Origin of the sequence: Massilia sp. LC238 (assembly GCF_000735635.1) — a bacterium.
GTDB classification, from domain to species: Bacteria; Pseudomonadota; Gammaproteobacteria; order Burkholderiales; family Burkholderiaceae_D; genus Telluria; species Telluria varians.
On record NZ_JNNN01000071.1, the window covers coordinates 1 to 15,291 of the forward strand.

Genomic DNA, 15,291 nt, shown 5'->3' on the forward strand with positions numbered 1-15,291 from the left:
TGAGGTCCGAAGATCCCCCACTTTCTTCCGTAGAACGTATGCGGTATTAGCGCAACTTTCGCTGCGTTATCCCCCACTTCTGGGTACGTTCCGATGTATTACTCACCCGTTCGCCACTCGCCACCAGGCCGAAGCCCGTGCTGCCGTTCGACTTGCATGTGTAAAGCATGCCGCCAGCGTTCAATCTGAGCCAGGATCAAACTCTTCAGTTCAATCTCTGTTTGTTGACACTTTCGTGTCATCCGCATTGCTGCGGAGTCGCTCACTCAAGATACTGACCGTCGCTCATTGCTGAGCAACGTTAATACTTTTGTGAACATTTGATAATTTAAGTAATCACTGACCAAAGTCAGCGGCACCTTCATCAAACGCCCACACTTATCGACTGTTGATTGTTAAAGAACCGTTGTTCTGTACTACCTTGCTGCACCGTACGAAGCGTTGTGTTCGTCAGCAGCAGAGACGCGAGATTATGCGGTGTTCTGCGTTTATCGTCAAGCCCCTCTTTTTTCTCTTTCGCTGTCGCTGCTTTGAAAGCTGCGATGTGCGTCGAAGAAACGAGACTATAGCAAAGCGCGGCGGGACTGACAACGCCTGTGACTATGTTATCGTCGCGTTTTTTCCACCTTATCTCCCCGGCAATGCTCCTTCCCCATATTACGCCGACTGCCGATGCCGTCCTGTCGCAGGCACTGCTCGACGCCATCAATAACAAAACCAAACCGCTCGGCAGCCTGGGCCGCCTCGAAACGCTGGCCGCCCAGCTCGGCCTGATCCAGGGCACGACGCGCATCCGGATCGCGGATCCCGCCATCCTGGTATGTGCGGCCGACCATGGTGTCGTGGCGGAAGGCGTCTCGGCCTATCCGCAGGACGTGACCTGGCAAATGGTCGAGAACTTCCTGGCCGACGGCGCCGCCATCAATGTATTCGCCCGCCAGAACGGCTGTGCGCTGCATGTGGTCGATGCAGGCGTGAACCACGACTTCGGCGTGCGTCCCGGCCTGCTCGACCGCAAAGTCGCCAAGGGCACGCGCAACTTCGCCGCCGAGCCGGCGATGTCGCGCCGGCAGCTCGAGGCCGCGCTGGAGCATGGCATGGCATTGGCGCGCGACCTGCCCGGCACCGTTCTCGGCTTCGGGGAGATGGGCATCGGTAACACCACCGCCGCCGCCGCCCTCATGCACAAGCTGACCGGGGTGCCGCTGGAGCAATGCGTGGGCGCCGGCACAGGCCTGTCGTCGGACGGCATCCGGCGCAAGCAGCAAGTCATCGCCGCCGCCGTACAAAAGCATGGCGAGGCCGACGACCCGCTCGCCGTGCTGGCCACCTTCGGCGGCTTCGAGATTGCCATGATGACGGGCGCGATGCTCAAGGCCGCCGAGCTGCGCAAGGTGCTGCTGATCGATGGTTTCATCGTCACCAGCGCCCTGCTGGTAGCCGCCCGCCTGCAGCCGGCGATCCTCGACTACTGCGTGTTTGCCCACGCATCGAGCGAAAACGGCCACCGCCTGATGCTCGACGCCCTCGGCGCCCAGCCCCTGCTGCAGCTCGGCCTGCGCCTGGGCGAAGGCACCGGCAGCGCACTCGCCCTGCCCCTGCTGCATGCGGCCGCCAACTTCCTGAACGAGATGGCGACCTTCGCATCGGCGCAGGTCAGCACCGGCGTGCAGTAAGACCATGCAGCAGCTGCGCCTGTTCTTCATCGCGGTCCAGTTCTTCACGCGCCTGCCGATCCCGCGCTGGGTCGGCTTCGAGCAGGAGTGGCTGCACCATGCGTCGCGCTACTTCCCGCTGGTCGGCATCGTGGTGGGTGCGATCGCCGCCGGCGTGTACGCCGCCGCTGCACTGGTGTTTCCCGCCCCGGTCGCGGCAGTGCTCTCGACCGCAGCGACCATCTATGCCACCGGCGCCTTCCACGAGGACGGCTTCGCCGATACCTGCGATGGCCTCGGCGGCGGAATGACGCGCGAACGCGTGCTCGAGATCATGAAGGACTCGCGGGTCGGCGCCTACGGCGCCATCGGCGTGGTATGCATGCTCGGCGCGAAGTGCAGCACGCTGGCGATGCTGCCGCCAGCCAGCGCCATCGGCGCCCTGCTGCTCGCCCATCCGCTGTCGCGCCTCGCGGCCACGTCCCTCATCTGGCGCATGGAGTATGCGCGCGCCGAAGGCAAGGCCAAGCCGCTGGCCGAACGCATGACGACAAGCGAATTCACGATCGCATCCGCCACGGTCGCCATCGCCGCCGCCATCCTGCTCGCGACCGGCGCGCTCGACCTGCCCGCCCTGCTTGCCGCACTCGTCGCAGGTGTCGCTGCGACCTGGTGGCTGGCCCGCAAGTTCGCGCGCCGCATCGGCGGCTATACTGGCGACTGCCTTGGCGCCGTGCAGCAGCTGGCCGAGGTCCTCATCTACCTTGCCGTGCTGGCCACGCTCGGCCACGGCGCCCTCGCATAAGGATGCAGCTGATCCTGGTGCGCCATCCCCAGCCGGAGGTCGCGCCCGGCCTCTGCTACGGCAGCGCCGACGTTTCGACATCTATCGAAGCGATTACGCAGGTCGCCACCGCGCTGCGTGCGGCCGGCCTGCCCGGGCGACTCCCCGTCTACGCCAGCCCGCTCGCACGTTGCGCGACCCTTGCCGCGGCGCTCGACGTCCCCGTCACGTTCGATGCCCGCCTGGCCGAGATGGATTTCGGCGCCTGGGAGATGCGCGCCTGGGACGCCATCCCGCGCGCCGAGGTCGACGCCGGGGCCGCCGACCTGCTGCACTACCGCCCCGGCGGCGGCGAGAACGTGCTCGAGGTGGCCCGCCGCGTCGCCGCATTCCGCCAGGCGCTGCGGCATCCTGCGGCGCTCGTCATCTGCCACGCCGGCACGATCCGCCTGCTGTCCGCCCTGCACCTAGGGGGCAGCATCGAACAGGCCGCGTTCGGCGCCGCCGCCAGCGCCCACCGCATCGGCTACGGCGAAGTCATCGTGCTGAAAGACTGACAACGCCGCGCGACCCTGCGTATAATGGCGGCGTTTTGGTGCCCGCGGTCGTGTCCACGACCGCAGTTAAACGGGAAACACGAAGCCCTTCAACAAGGCCAACGTGTGCTGCCCCCGCAACGGTAAGCAAGTGCCGCGCTCGATGTTCGGGCTACGCGGCAAACCGTCTTCCATGACCACTGTGCGAACGCATGGGAAGGTCGGACGGCCACACTTGCCAGCCCGGATACCGGCCAAAAGGTGGGAGCGTGCCATTGGCGCGCTTCTGATCAATCTGGCCTACGGGGACGTCGGCTGGTTGTCTTTTGATTGAGCTATTCATGAACTTTCCTGTAACACGGCTTGCGGCCGCGCTGTCGCTCGCATTCGCCCTTGCTGCGCCCGCAGTCGCCCAAACCCTCGATTCGGTCCTCGTCACCGCCAACCGCATGCCGCAGCGCGCGGTCGACGTGATCGCCGACACCACCGTCATCCACGCCGACGAGATCGCCCGTTCCGGCGCCGGCTCGGTGGCCGACGTGCTGCAGCGCCAGCGCGGCATCGAGATCACCCGCAACGGCAGCGCCGGCGCCTCGACCAGCGTATTCCTGCGCGGCGCCAACAGCAACGGGGTCGTGGTCCTGCTGGACGGCGTACGCATCGGTTCGTCCACCAGCGGCGTCGCCGCCTGGAATGCGGTGCCGCTCGGCGCCATCGAACGCATCGAAATCGTCTACGGCCCGCTCAGCACCCTGTACGGCGCGGACGCGATCGGCGGCTTGATCCAGATCTTCACCCGCAAGGGCGAGGGCGGCCCGGTCGTCAGCGGCTCGGTCGGCGCCGGCAGCAATGCAACGCGCCAGCTCGACGCCGGCGTGCACGGCGCGGCCAATGGCCTGCGCTACGCCTTCGGCGCCGGCCATGAAGAGTCGGACGGCTTCTCGGCCACGCGTCCGGGCGCCTTCGGTTTCAATCCGGACGACGACGGCTACCGCCGCCGCAACGCCAACGGCCAGCTGTCCTATGCGCTGGCCCCGAACTTCGAAGTCGGCGCCCAATTCCTGCACAGCGACCTGCGCGCGCAGTACGACAGCGGCAGCGCCGCCTACGACGTCCACAACGAGCAGGACCTGAACACGGCGGCCGTCTACGCGACCGGCCAGTTCAGCGCCGCCTGGCGCAGCACCCTCCAATACGCGCGCTCGGACGACAAACTGGGCAGCTTCACCAGCAGCGCCCCATCCGGCGCCAGCCAGATCGACACCCGGCAGGACGAGCTGACCTGGCAGAACAGCATCGCGCTCGGCCCCGACACCCTGCAGCTGCTCTACAGCCATCGCAAGGAGGAAGTGGAATCGAGCTCCACCGCGGACCTGTCGCGCTCGCGCAGCACCAACGCGTATGCGGCCGTCTATTCGGCCAGGCGTGGCGCCCACCTGTTCGATGTCAGCGCCCGCCATGACCGTTCGTCGGTGTATGGCAGCAAGAACACCGGCGCCGCCGGCTATGGCTACGACTTCGGCTCAGGCCTGCGCGCCACCGCCAGCGTCGGCACCAGCTTCCGCGCGCCGACCTTCAACGAGCTGTACTACCCGAACTACGGCCTGCCGACCAATCGTCCGGAACAGGGTCGCAACCGCGAAGCCGGCTTGCGCTATGACGCCGGCAACGTGCAGTTCGACGCCACCTGGTTCCGCAACCGCCTGACCGACATGATTGTCTCCGCCACGCCCTGCCCGGGCCGTGCCGGCAGCTGCGCCTACAACGTCAACCGGGCGCAGCTCGAAGGCGTCACGGTGGCGGCCCGGACGCGCGTCAGCGGCATCAACCTGCGCGGCAGCCTGGACTGGCAGGATCCGAAGGACCTCACCACCGGCAAGCAGCTGGCGCGCCGCTCGAAGAAGCATGCCAGCTTCAGCGCCGACAGCAGCTGGGGCGTGCTCAAGGCCGGCGCCGAGCTGCAGCTCTCCGGCGAGCGCTTCGACGATGCCGCCAACCGCAATCGCCTGGGTGGTTACGGCCTGCTCAACCTGTACACTACCTGGCAAGTGACGCCGAACGTATCGCTGCTGGTCCGCCTCGACAACGTCGCCGACAAGCAGTACGAGCTGGCGCGCTACTACGGCACCAGCGGCCGCACCTGGTTCGCCGGCCTGCGCTACGGCATCCGCTGACCAGGACGCCACCAAGAAGGAGAACCATGCATCACCCCGCACAAGCACAGCGTCAACGCGCCATGCTCGTCATCGGCGCCCTGCTGCTGTGCGCCATCGCCAGCCTGCTGTTCTCCGGCATGACGGGCTCGATCGCCGTGCCGCTGGCCGAGATGCCGGACGCCCTGCGCCAGCTGATGCAAGGCGAAAGCTCGCTGGCCGCCTCGCTGCTCGAGCTGCGCGCCGGCCGCGCGCTGACGGCCTTCGTGACCGGCGGCGCGCTGGCCCTGGCCGGGGTGATGATGCAGGCCCTGCTGCGCAACCCGCTGGCCGACCCCTATGTGCTCGGCATTTCGGCGGGCGCCTCGGTCGGCGCCCTGCTGGCCCTGCTCCTGATGGCCAGCGCCATCGTGGTCGACATGGCGGCGCTGGCCGGCGCGGTGGGGGTGTCGATGCTGCTCTACCTGCTGGCCCGGCGCGACCTGCGCAGCGGCCTGGCGCTGGAAGCCGGCACCTCGATGCTGCTGCTCACCGGCGTGATTCTGTCCTCGGCCTGCATGGCCCTGGTGACCCTGATGCTGTCGATCGCCCCGGAAGGCCGACTGCGCAGCATGATCTTCTGGATGATCGGCGACCTGGCCGGCGCGCCACTGCGCCTGGCGCCGTGGATGGTTCTCGGCGCCGCCCTGCTGTACGCCCTGCGCAGCGCGCGCGCCATGAACGTGGTCGCGCTGCATGCGGAGGCCGCGGCCACGCTCGGCATCCGCGTCGGCAGCCTGCGCAAGGGCCTGTTCTTCGTTTCCGGCGTGCTGACGGCCAGCGCCGTCACCAGCGCCGGCTCGGTCGGCTTCGTCGGGCTGATCGTCCCGCACGCCTGCCGCTTCGCCTTTGGTCCCGACCACCGGGTCTTGATTCCGGCGGCGGTGCTGGCGGGCGGCAGCTTCCTGGTGCTGTGCGACACGCTGGCGCGCACCGTCATCGCGCCGCAGCAGCTGCCGGTCGGCGCGATCACCGCGATCATCGGCGCGCCGGTGTTCCTCTACCAACTGCACCGTTTGCGGAGGTGAGATGATCCGGACCGAACACCTCGACCTCAAGGCCGGCAGCCGCCTGCTGGTGCGGCAGCTCGACTGGGCCGCCCGCCCCGGCGAATGCTGGAGCATCATCGGCCGCAACGGCGCCGGTAAGAGTACCCTGCTGCGCACCCTGGCCGGCCTGCATCGTCCCGATGCCGGCGCGGTATTCGTCGGCGGCCGCGCGCTCGAGGCCTGGGCGCCGGAAGAACTGGCGCGCGAGCGCGCCTTCCTGGCGCAGTCGCGCCACGATGCGTTTTCGTACAGCGTGATCGAAACCGTGCTGTCGGCGCGCCACCCCTACCACGCCGAGCGCTACTGGGAAGGCAGCGACGACCACCAAGCCGCCATGCACGCCCTGGAGGCGATGGAAGTGGCGGACCTGGCCGCCCGCGACGTGCGCACCCTGTCCGGCGGCGAGCGCCAGCGGGTCGCCATCGCTGCGCTGCTGGCGCAGGACACCCAACTCCTGCTGCTCGACGAGCCCGCCAACGCGCTCGACCTGGCGCACCAGGTCAGCAGCATGGCCCTGCTGGCCGGGCTGTGCCGCGAGCAGGGCAAGACCGTGGTCATGATCGGCCACGACCTGAACCTCGCCTACCGCATTTCCACCCACGCGCTGCTGTTGATGGGCGACGGCCGCTGGCAGGCCGGCCCGGTCGACGACACCATGCGGCCGGCGCTGCTGGGCGACTACCTCGGCCACCCGATCGAGATGATCGAGCACGGCGGCCGCCGCATATTTCTCCCCCATGAGGCTAGCGTATGAACGAGATGACCCAAGAAGAGACCGCTGCATTGAACGAGCGCCACCGCCAGCGCATGGAACGCAAGAAGGCCGTCATCGACGCCAAAATCGCCGCGGCGGACAAGGAAATCGGCATCATCGTCGTCAATACCGGCAACGGCAAGGGCAAGAGCTCGAGCGCCTTCGGCATGGTGACGCGCGCGCTCGGCCACGGCATGAAGGTCGGCGTGGTCCAGTTCATCAAGGGCGCCATGTCGACCGGCGAGGAAAAATTCCTGCGCCGCTTCCCGGACGAGGTCAGCTTCCACGCAATGGGCGAAGGCTATACCTGGGAAACCCAGGACCGCGAGCGCGACATCGCCAAGGCCGGCGAAGCCTGGGAACAGGCCAGGCGCTTCCTGCAGGACCCGGCCTACGGCATGGTGGTGCTGGACGAGCTGAACATCGCGCTCAAGTACAAGTACCTCGACGTGCACACGGTCATTGCCGACCTGCTCGACCGTCCCGTCATGCAGCACGTGGTGGTGACCGGCCGCGCGGCGCCGCCCGAACTGGTGGCGGTGGCCGATACGGTCACCGAGATGAACGTGGTCAAGCACGCCTTCAAGGCGGGCATCGCGGCCCAGGCCGGGACGGAATGGTGATGGACCGGGATGCGGGGGCGCGCGCCGTGCTGGTCGCGGCCATGTCGTCGGGCCAGGGCAAGACCAGCGTTACCGCCGCGCTCGCGCGCAAGCTGCTGCGCCAGGGCCTGCGCGTACGGGTGTTCAAGTGCGGACCGGATTTCATCGACCCGATGCTGCTCGAGCGTGCATCGGGCGCGCCGGTCCATACGCTCGACCTGTGGATGGTCGGCGTCGAGGAATGCCGGCGCCGCCTGCACGACGCGGCGCGCGAAGCCGATGCGATCCTGATCGAGGGCGTCATGGGCCTGTACGACGGTTCGCCTTCCGCGGCCGACCTGGCGCGCGAATTCGGCGTGCCCGTGCTGGCGGTGATCGATGCCTCGGCCATGGCCCAGACCGCGGGCGCGGTGGCGCGCGGCCTGCGCGACTACGGGCCTGTGCAGCTGGCCGGCGTGGTGGCCAACCGCATCGCCAGCGAAGGCCATGCGAACATGGTGGCCTCGTCGCTGCGCGACATTGCGCTGCTGGGCTGGCTGGCGCGCCAGGACACGCCGCTGCCGGAGCGCCACCTGGGCCTGGTCCTGCCCGGCGAAGTCGAGGGGCTGGACGCCCTGCTCGACAAACTGGCGGACGGCCTGCGCTTCAACGAGGATGCCTGGAACGCCCTGCCTCTCATGGCGCAGTCCGCGCCCGAGTGGCAGGAGGTCGAGCGCCTGCTGGACGGACGGGTCGTCGCCATCGCCCGCGACCCGGCCTTCTGCTTTCTCTACCCCGCCAACCTGGACCTGCTCGAAAAGATGGGAGCCCGCCTGCGCTACTTCTCGCCCCTTAGAGATGAAGCGGTGCCCGGCGACGCCGACGCCGTCTTCCTGCCGGGCGGCTATCCGGAGCTGCACTGCGCAGAGCTGGCGCAGGCCGCCAACTGGCAATCGTCGATCCGCGCGACCCATGCACGTGGCGTGCCGATCCTGGCCGAATGCGGCGGCATGATGGTGCTCGCCGACGGGCTCACCGACCAGGAAGGGCAGCGCTGGCCCATGGTGGGGCTGCTGCCGGGCGAAGTGCACATGCAGCCGCGCCTGGCCGGCCTCGGCGCACATGCCATGCCGACCGACCAGGGACCGGTGCGCGGCCACAGCTTCCACTATTCGCGCCTGGAGACCGCGGCGCCGGCGCAGGCGCATACCGTCAAGACCGGCAACGGCGCACAGGGCGAAGCCGTGTATCGCATCGGTTCGCTCACCGCCTCCTACTTCCACGCCTACTTCCCGTCCAACCCGCCCGCCGTGGCCGCGCTGCTCGGCGGGGGTAAGCCATGAGCACCACCCTGGTGCTGGGCGGCGCACGCTCCGGCAAGAGCGCCTACGCCGAGCGTCTGGCCCATGCATCCGGCAAGGAAGTCGTCTACGTGGCCACCTCGCGCGCCGGCGATGCCGAAATGGCGGCGCGCATTGCCCACCACCGCACCCGCCGCCCTGCCCATTGGCATACAGTCGAGGAAGAACTGGGGCTGGCGGCCGTGCTGAGGGAGCATTGCAGGCCGGGACGCCTGGTGCTGGTCGACTGCCTGACGCTGTGGCTGAGCAACCTGATGTTCTGCGACGGCCGCGCATGGCCGGAGGTCGGCGAGGTGGCGCTGCCGGAACGCTTTCACCAGGAGCGCGCGGCGCTGCTGGACTTTCTCGATGCCGGCACCGAAGGAGAGATCGTGTTCGTCTCCAACGAAGTCGGCATGGGCATCGTGCCCTGGGGCGCGGTGTCGCGCTGCTTTGCCGACGAAGCGGGCTGGCTGAACCAGGCGGTGGCCGCGCACGCCGACCGCGCGATGTTGGTGGCGGCCGGACTGCCGCTGGTGCTGAAGGGCGCCGCATGCTGAGCGGGCTGTCGCTGCCGCAGCTGGCCGGCCTGCTGGCGGCGGGCGTCCTGCTCGACCTGCTGCTGGGCGAGCCGCGGCGCTGGCACCCGCTGGTCGGCTTCGGCCAGCTCGCGCAAGCCATCGAGCGCCGCCTGAACCGCGGCGCCCTGCCCTTCCTGCGTGGACTGTTGGCCTGGCTGCTGGCCGTGCTGCCCTTGAGCCTGCTGGTCTGGCTGGCGGCGGCGCATGCCGGGCTGTGGCTGCACGCCCTTCTCCTGTACGCCTGCATCGGGCTGCGCAGCCTGCGCGACCATACGATGCCGATCGTCGACGCGCTGCGTGCCGGCGACCTGGACACCGCGCGCGCCCGCACGTCCTGGACCGTCAGCCGCGATACCCATCAGGCGGACGAAGCCGACCTGGCAAAAGCCGGCGCCGAGTCGCTGCTCGAGAACGGCAACGATGCGGTGTTCGGCACCCTGTTCTGGTTCCTGGTGGCGGGTGGCGCCGGCGCCGTCCTGTTCCGGCTGGCGAACACGCTCGATGCGATGTGGGGCTACCGGAACGCGCGTTTCAACCTGTTCGGCCGTGCCGCGGCGCGCATCGACGACGCGCTCAACTATGTGCCGGCGCGGCTGACCGCGCTGTCCTACGTCGTGCTGGCAGGCGCCGGACGCGCACGTGCCTGGCAATGCTGGCGCACCCAGGCGCCCGCCTGGAGCAGCCCGAACGCCGGGCCGGTGATGGCAAGCGGCGCCGGTGCGCTCGGCGTCTCGCTCGGCGGCGCCGCTGTCTACGACGGACAGCTGGAGCAGCGTCCGCCGCTCGGCGCCGGTCCCAAGGCCACCGCAAGCGACATCGTGCGCGCATGGCGGCTGGTGCTGCATACAACCCTGCTCTGGCTCGGCCTGGCCTGCGCGGCGGCGCTCATTATCCTGGTATGGAGGCAGCATGCTTGAACACGGCGGCAAGCTGCGCGAGGCCGCGCGGCTGTACGGGCGTGACGACTGGATCGACCTGTCGACCGGTATCAATCCGCACGGCTATCCCGCGCCCACCCTGCCTGCCGATGCCTGGCACCGCCTGCCCGAGCCGGATCCGGCGCTGGCCGCCGCGGCCTGCGCTTATTACGGGGCGCCTGCCCTGTTGCCGGTCGCCGGTACCCAGGCCGCGATCCAGGCGCTTCCCCGGCTGCGCGCACGCTCGCGGGTCACGGTATCGAGTCCCTCGTATGCCGAGCACGCGCATGCCTGGCGGCAGCAGGGGCACGTATTGCGCCTTGCCTCCTATGCGGAGCTGGACTGCGCGATCGACGGCAGCGACGTCGTGGTGGTGGTCAATCCCAACAATCCTACCGGCGAGACCATCAGGCCCGAGCGCCTGCTGGACTGGGCCGCGCGCTTGGGAAAGCGCGGCGGCTGGCTGGTGGTCGACGAGGCCTTCGGCGACACCGATCCGGCGCTGAGCGTCGCCGCCCATGCGGGCCAGCCCGGACTGATCGTCCTGCGCTCGGTCGGCAAGTTCTTTGGCCTGGCCGGGCTGCGGCTGGGATTCGTCGGCGCCGGCACCGCCACGCTGCGCGCGCTCGACGACCTGCTGGGGCCATGGGCCGTCAGCGGTCCGGCACAGGCGGTGGCCGGGCAGGCGCTGCGCGACCTCGACTGGCAGCGGCGGACTTCCGCACAGCTGCAGGCGTCCGGCCAGCGCATGCGCGCCCTCTTGGCGACGCATGGCATCCGGGCGGAAGGCACGCCGCTGTTCCACTGGTGGGCAGAGGCGCAGCCGGAGGCCTTCCACACGCATATGGCGGAGCGTGGCATCTGGTGCCGCCTGTTCCGCGAGGCCGGGCGCGGCATCCGGATCGGCCTGCCGGCGGACGAAGCGGGATGGCGGCGTCTCGACAAGGCACTTCAAGAATGGAGCAATGGATGAGACTGATGATGGTCCTGGCAACGGCGCTGCTTGCGCCGGCCGTGGGCGCGGTGACGGTGCATGACGACGCGGGCAATGCGGTCACGCTCGACAAGCCGGCGATGCGGGTGATCTCGATGGCGCCACACGTGACGGAAACCCTGTTCGCGGCGGGCGGAGGCAGCCGCATCGTGGGCGCGGTCAACTACAGCGACTATCCCGAAGCCGCCAAGAGCATCCCGCGCATCGGCTCGAACCGCGAGATCGACATGGAACGCGTCATCAGCATGAAGCCGGACCTGATCGTGGCCTGGATGCACAACAATTCGGAGCGGCAGATCGAGATGGTGCGCAAGCTGGGCGTGCCGGTCTTCCTGAGCGACCCGCAGAAGCTGGAAGGCATTCCGGACAACGTCGCGCGCCTCGGCCAGCTGATGGGCACCCAGGCGGTGGCCGATCCGGCCGCGGCGGAACTGCGCCGGCAGCTGGCCAGCCTGCGCAGCCGCTATGCCGGCCGCCCGACCGTGCGCACCTTCTACCAGGTATGGGACAAGCCGCTGTACACGCTCAGTGGCCGGCACATCATCACCGACGCGCTGCGCCTGTGCGGCGGCGAGAACATCTTCGACAAGCTGACGGTGACCGCGCCAATCGTGTCGATCGAGAGCGTGCTGCAGGCCGATCCGGAAGCGGTGTTCGGCACCGCCGAGAAGAACTACGGCGGCGTCAACCTGTGGAAGCCGTATGCGAGCTTGACGGCGACCCGCAAGGACAACCTGTTCACGGTCGACGGCAACCTGCTCAACCGCGCCGGTCCGCGCATGATCGCCGGGACCGCCGTCCTGTGCGAGAAGCTCGAGCTGGCCCGCCAGCGCCGCAGCCGATGAGCGCCCTGCCCTTCCGTACCCTGATGGTGCAGGGAACGACCTCGGATGCCGGCAAGAGCACCGTGGTCGCCGCCCTGTGCCGGCTCTTGCGGCGCCGCGGCCTGCAGGTGGCGCCGTTCAAGCCGCAGAACATGGCGCTCAACAGCGCGGTCACGAGCGACGGCGGCGAGATCGGCCGCGCCCAGGCCTTGCAGGCGATCGCAGCCGGCGTCGAGCCGCATACCGACATGAACCCGGTCCTGCTCAAGCCCTCCAGCGATACCGGCGCCCAGGTGATCATCCATGGCCGCGTGCGTGCCGAAATGAACGCGCGCGACTACCACCAGTACAAGACCGTGGCCATGGCGGCGGTGCTGGAATCGCATGCGCGCCTGCTGTCGCAGTACGAAGCGGTGGTGGTCGAAGGCGCGGGCAGCCCGGCCGAGATCAACCTGCGCGACCGCGACATCGCGAACATGGGATTCGCGGAGGCGGTCGACTGCCCGGTCATCCTGGTGGCGGACATCGACCGCGGCGGCGTGTTCGCCCACATCGTCGGCACGCTGTCCTGCCTGTCGGCGTCGGAGCGCAGGCGGATCGTCGGCTTCGTCATCAACCGCTTCCGCGGCGACATCAAGCTGCTCGAGCCCGGCCTGGAGTGGCTGGAGGAACAGACCGGCAAACCGGTGCTGGGCGTCTTGCCCTACCTGCACGGCATGTACCTCGATGCGGAAGACGCGGTGCAGCCGGCGCAGTCCGGCAAGGGGAGCTTTCGCATCGTGGTCCCGAGCCTGCCGCGCATGAGCAACCATACCGACTTCGATGCGCTGCGTGCGCATCCGGACGTGGACCTGCGCTTCGTGCGCGCCGGCGAGGCGATTCCACCGGCGGACCTCATCATCCTCCCGGGCAGCAAGAACACGCGCGGCGACCTCGCCTGGCTGCGGGCGCAGGGCTGGCCTGCCCATCTGGCGCGGCACCTGCGCTATGGCGGCAAAGTCATCGGGATCTGCGGCGGCTTCCAGATGCTCGGCCGTTCGGTCGCCGATCCGCACGGGGTGGAAGCAGAGCCGGGCGTGTCGGAAGGGCTGGAATTGCTCGAGGTCGACACCGAACTGGCGCAGGACAAGCGGCTGGCGCAGGTCAGCGGGCAGGCAAGCATGGGCGGAGGAGCTCCGTTCGGCCTGCGGGGGTATGAGATCCACATGGGCGTCTCCACGGGCGCAGCCTTGGAGCGGCCCGCCTTCGTGATCGACGGCCGCAGCGAAGGAGCGTGTTCCGGTGACGGTCAGGTGCTGGGCACCTACCTGCACGGGGTGTTCGATCATCCCGAAGCCGGTGCCGCGCTGCTGGCCTGGGCCGGGCTGCACTCCAGCCGGGTGGTCGATACCGCGCTCCTGCGCGAACAGAGCATCGACCGCATCGCCGACGCGACGGCGCCTGTCCTCGACAGGCTGCTGGCGGTGCTGCCGCCGGGCGCCGGGCCTCAGTAAGGCTGGGGAATCTGCGACAGCGCGTAGTGCGACATCACCATTTGCTTGAGCATGGCGAGGTCGCTTGCCGCGAACAGCTTGAAGGGACGGGTCAGGCGCTGCCCGCCCTGTTCCTCCAGCTGCCGCGCGGCCCCGGTCGGCACCACGATGGGATCGCCATTGCTGATCAGGAGCGCTTCGGGCCGCGCCGTGTTGCTGTTGACGTCGATGGCCCATACCCTGCCTTCGTGCAGCGCCGTCACACGCTCAACCAGGGTATGGCCGACGACGATCGACGTCGCACCGAAGTGGGCAAGCACGTCGCCGACCTGGGCTGCCGTCGCACGGGCGAAGCGGTCCTCGCCGTCCTCCACGTAGCCGCGGTACTGGGTCAGCCCTGCGGGGCCGATCACGGCGTCGAGCTCCGCTTTGCTCGGCATGTCCCCCAGCCAGTAACGCCGCATCGCGCTATTCAGCTTGTTGACGGTGAAGCCGGCATCGGCCACCAGCGGATTCACGCCGCCATGGGTGATCACGGTGCGCCCGCTCTTGATGATGACGGGCTGCAGGCGCAGCCAATGGCCGATCAGCGTGTCCGGCCCGAAGGCGTCGACCTGACCGCCCATGCGCGTCAAGGCATACAGGTGGTCGCGGTTGGCGCGTGAGGTATTCCCGCGCAGCAGATATTGTTCATGGTTCCCGAGCACGAGGTGGACGGCGCCGCCGGCATCCTTCGCCTGCAGGCTGAGCGCGTAGAGACGCCACAGGACGGCAAACACGTCGCGGCCGCGGTCGACGGCATCGCCGGCGATCACCAGGTGCTTGTCGCCATAACTCCAGTTGCCCTGCGCATCGGTGACGGCCAGGGAGGTGAGCGCAGCGTCGAGGAAGCGAAGATTGCCTTCGATGTCGCTGAGGATGAGCGTGTCGGATGGGGTATCGAACACGGCATCCGCCACCGCCGGCGTGCGCGCAACCGGGAACACGCTGCGTTTTCCGGCGCAGTCGATGGCGAGATCCGTACCGGTACCAGCCAGTTGCTGCACCTGGTGTTCGCAGAACCAGGTGGCCGTCCAGCTGCCGTCCGCCTTCCTGCGCACGACCGGGCCGTCGAGGAAGCCCGGGATGTGGACCTTGTCGCCGGTTCCCGCAAAGGTATTGAAGCCTGCCATACCGACTCCGATCGGCACCAGAAGACGCCGGTGGGCGCCGTGCTCGGTCAACTCGACGCTCGCGTTGGACAGGGCGATGCCAAAGGCGGCCAGGAGCAGGACAGCGGCGGCGCCGATACCGCGGAAAAGATAGCTGCGCGTCTTCTTCATTGTTATTTCGAGTAATCAAGAAAACAAGAAGTGTAGCGTAGCAATAGTTGTAGATGACGACGTCTTTATGCCAATGAGCGGCAAATGCGTCATTACATGCGGGAAGGATAGGAAGGGGGAAGAAAAGCAAAAAGCCCGCTCAGACTTAACTGAGCGGGCTTTGCATATAACTAGCCTGACGATAACCTACTTTCACACTGGTTGCAGCACTATCATCGGCGCAAAGTCGTTTCACGGTCCTGTTCGGGATGGGAAGGGGTGGGACCGACTTGCTATGGTCATCAGGCTTT

At 68.2% G+C, this 15,291-nt stretch carries 14 protein-coding genes, 2 rRNA genes and 1 riboswitch; of the genes, 13 read left to right on the forward strand and 3 right to left on the reverse strand.

Features of this window, described 5'->3' with window-relative positions:
• Positions 1–212: ribosomal RNA gene (locus tag FG94_RS19445) — 16S ribosomal RNA — on the reverse strand; the annotation flags it as partial.
• A gap of 429 nt (positions 213–641) precedes the next feature.
• On the opposite strand from FG94_RS19445, the gene cobT reads away from it, so the two are divergent.
• The 13 genes from cobT to FG94_RS19510 all read left to right on the forward strand — a co-directional run bounded on the left by cobT (position 642) and on the right by FG94_RS19510 (position 13,700).
• Complete coding sequence (gene cobT, locus FG94_RS19450; protein WP_036215094.1) at positions 642–1,676, forward strand: nicotinate-nucleotide--dimethylbenzimidazole phosphoribosyltransferase; 1,035 nt, start codon at positions 642–644, stop codon at positions 1,674–1,676.
• 4 nt (positions 1,677–1,680) lie between these two features.
• Positions 1,681–2,460: an adenosylcobinamide-GDP ribazoletransferase gene (locus FG94_RS19455; protein WP_036215095.1), complete on the forward strand. Its 780-nt coding sequence runs from the start codon at positions 1,681–1,683 to the stop codon at positions 2,458–2,460.
• 2 nt (positions 2,461–2,462) lie between these two features.
• On the forward strand, positions 2,463–2,996 hold the full coding sequence (locus FG94_RS19460) for a histidine phosphatase family protein (protein ID WP_036215096.1): 534 nt from the start codon (positions 2,463–2,465) through the stop codon (positions 2,994–2,996).
• A gap of 19 nt (positions 2,997–3,015) precedes the next feature.
• Positions 3,016–3,249, forward strand: a riboswitch (cobalamin riboswitch).
• A gap of 67 nt (positions 3,250–3,316) precedes the next feature.
• The gene (locus tag FG94_RS19465) at positions 3,317–5,149 is read left to right on the forward strand and encodes a TonB-dependent receptor domain-containing protein (protein WP_036215098.1); all 1,833 of its coding nucleotides are present in this window, start codon (positions 3,317–3,319) and stop codon (positions 5,147–5,149) included.
• A 26-nt stretch (positions 5,150–5,175) separates the two neighbouring features.
• Positions 5,176–6,195: an iron ABC transporter permease gene (locus FG94_RS19470; RefSeq protein WP_036215100.1), complete on the forward strand. Its 1,020-nt coding sequence runs from the start codon at positions 5,176–5,178 to the stop codon at positions 6,193–6,195.
• A 1-nt stretch (position 6,196) separates the two neighbouring features.
• Positions 6,197–6,970, forward strand: coding sequence for an ABC transporter ATP-binding protein (locus FG94_RS19475; RefSeq protein ID WP_036215101.1), 774 nt, complete (start codon positions 6,197–6,199; stop codon positions 6,968–6,970).
• Positions 6,967–7,593 carry a cob(I)yrinic acid a,c-diamide adenosyltransferase gene (gene cobO / locus FG94_RS19480; RefSeq protein ID WP_036215104.1) on the forward strand — a complete coding sequence of 209 codons (627 nt, stop codon included), beginning with the start codon at positions 6,967–6,969 and terminating at the stop codon, positions 7,591–7,593. The genes FG94_RS19475 and cobO overlap by 4 nt, the downstream gene beginning before the upstream one ends.
• Positions 7,587–8,894, forward strand: a complete 1,308-nt coding sequence (locus FG94_RS19485) for a cobyrinate a,c-diamide synthase (protein ID WP_036215105.1) — start codon at positions 7,587–7,589, stop codon at positions 8,892–8,894. Before cobO ends, FG94_RS19485 begins: the two co-directional genes overlap by 7 nt.
• Positions 8,891–9,451: a bifunctional adenosylcobinamide kinase/adenosylcobinamide-phosphate guanylyltransferase gene (gene cobU / locus FG94_RS19490; protein WP_036215107.1), complete on the forward strand. Its 561-nt coding sequence runs from the start codon at positions 8,891–8,893 to the stop codon at positions 9,449–9,451. The genes FG94_RS19485 and cobU overlap by 4 nt, the downstream gene beginning before the upstream one ends.
• Complete coding sequence (gene cbiB, locus FG94_RS19495; RefSeq protein ID WP_036215109.1) at positions 9,445–10,389, forward strand: adenosylcobinamide-phosphate synthase CbiB; 945 nt, start codon at positions 9,445–9,447, stop codon at positions 10,387–10,389. The genes cobU and cbiB overlap by 7 nt, the downstream gene beginning before the upstream one ends.
• Positions 10,382–11,362 (forward strand): threonine-phosphate decarboxylase CobD, encoded by a 981-nt coding sequence (cobD, locus tag FG94_RS19500; protein WP_036215111.1) that lies wholly within the window; start codon positions 10,382–10,384, stop codon positions 11,360–11,362. Before cbiB ends, cobD begins: the two co-directional genes overlap by 8 nt.
• Positions 11,359–12,228, forward strand: a complete 870-nt coding sequence (locus tag FG94_RS19505; protein WP_036215114.1) for a cobalamin-binding protein — start codon at positions 11,359–11,361, stop codon at positions 12,226–12,228. The genes cobD and FG94_RS19505 overlap by 4 nt, the downstream gene beginning before the upstream one ends.
• The gene (locus FG94_RS19510) at positions 12,225–13,700 is read left to right on the forward strand and encodes a cobyric acid synthase (RefSeq protein WP_036215117.1); all 1,476 of its coding nucleotides are present in this window, start codon (positions 12,225–12,227) and stop codon (positions 13,698–13,700) included. The genes FG94_RS19505 and FG94_RS19510 overlap by 4 nt, the downstream gene beginning before the upstream one ends.
• On the opposite strand, the gene FG94_RS19515 is transcribed toward FG94_RS19510, so the two are convergent.
• Complete coding sequence (locus FG94_RS19515) at positions 13,694–15,001, reverse strand: metallophosphoesterase (RefSeq protein ID WP_036215120.1); 1,308 nt, start codon at positions 14,999–15,001, stop codon at positions 13,694–13,696. The two genes, FG94_RS19510 and FG94_RS19515, sit on opposite strands and share 7 nt — an antisense overlap.
• A 173-nt stretch (positions 15,002–15,174) precedes the next feature.
• Positions 15,175–15,287 (reverse strand): 5S ribosomal RNA (gene rrf, locus FG94_RS19520).
• Between the last annotated feature and the right edge of the window lie 4 nt (positions 15,288–15,291).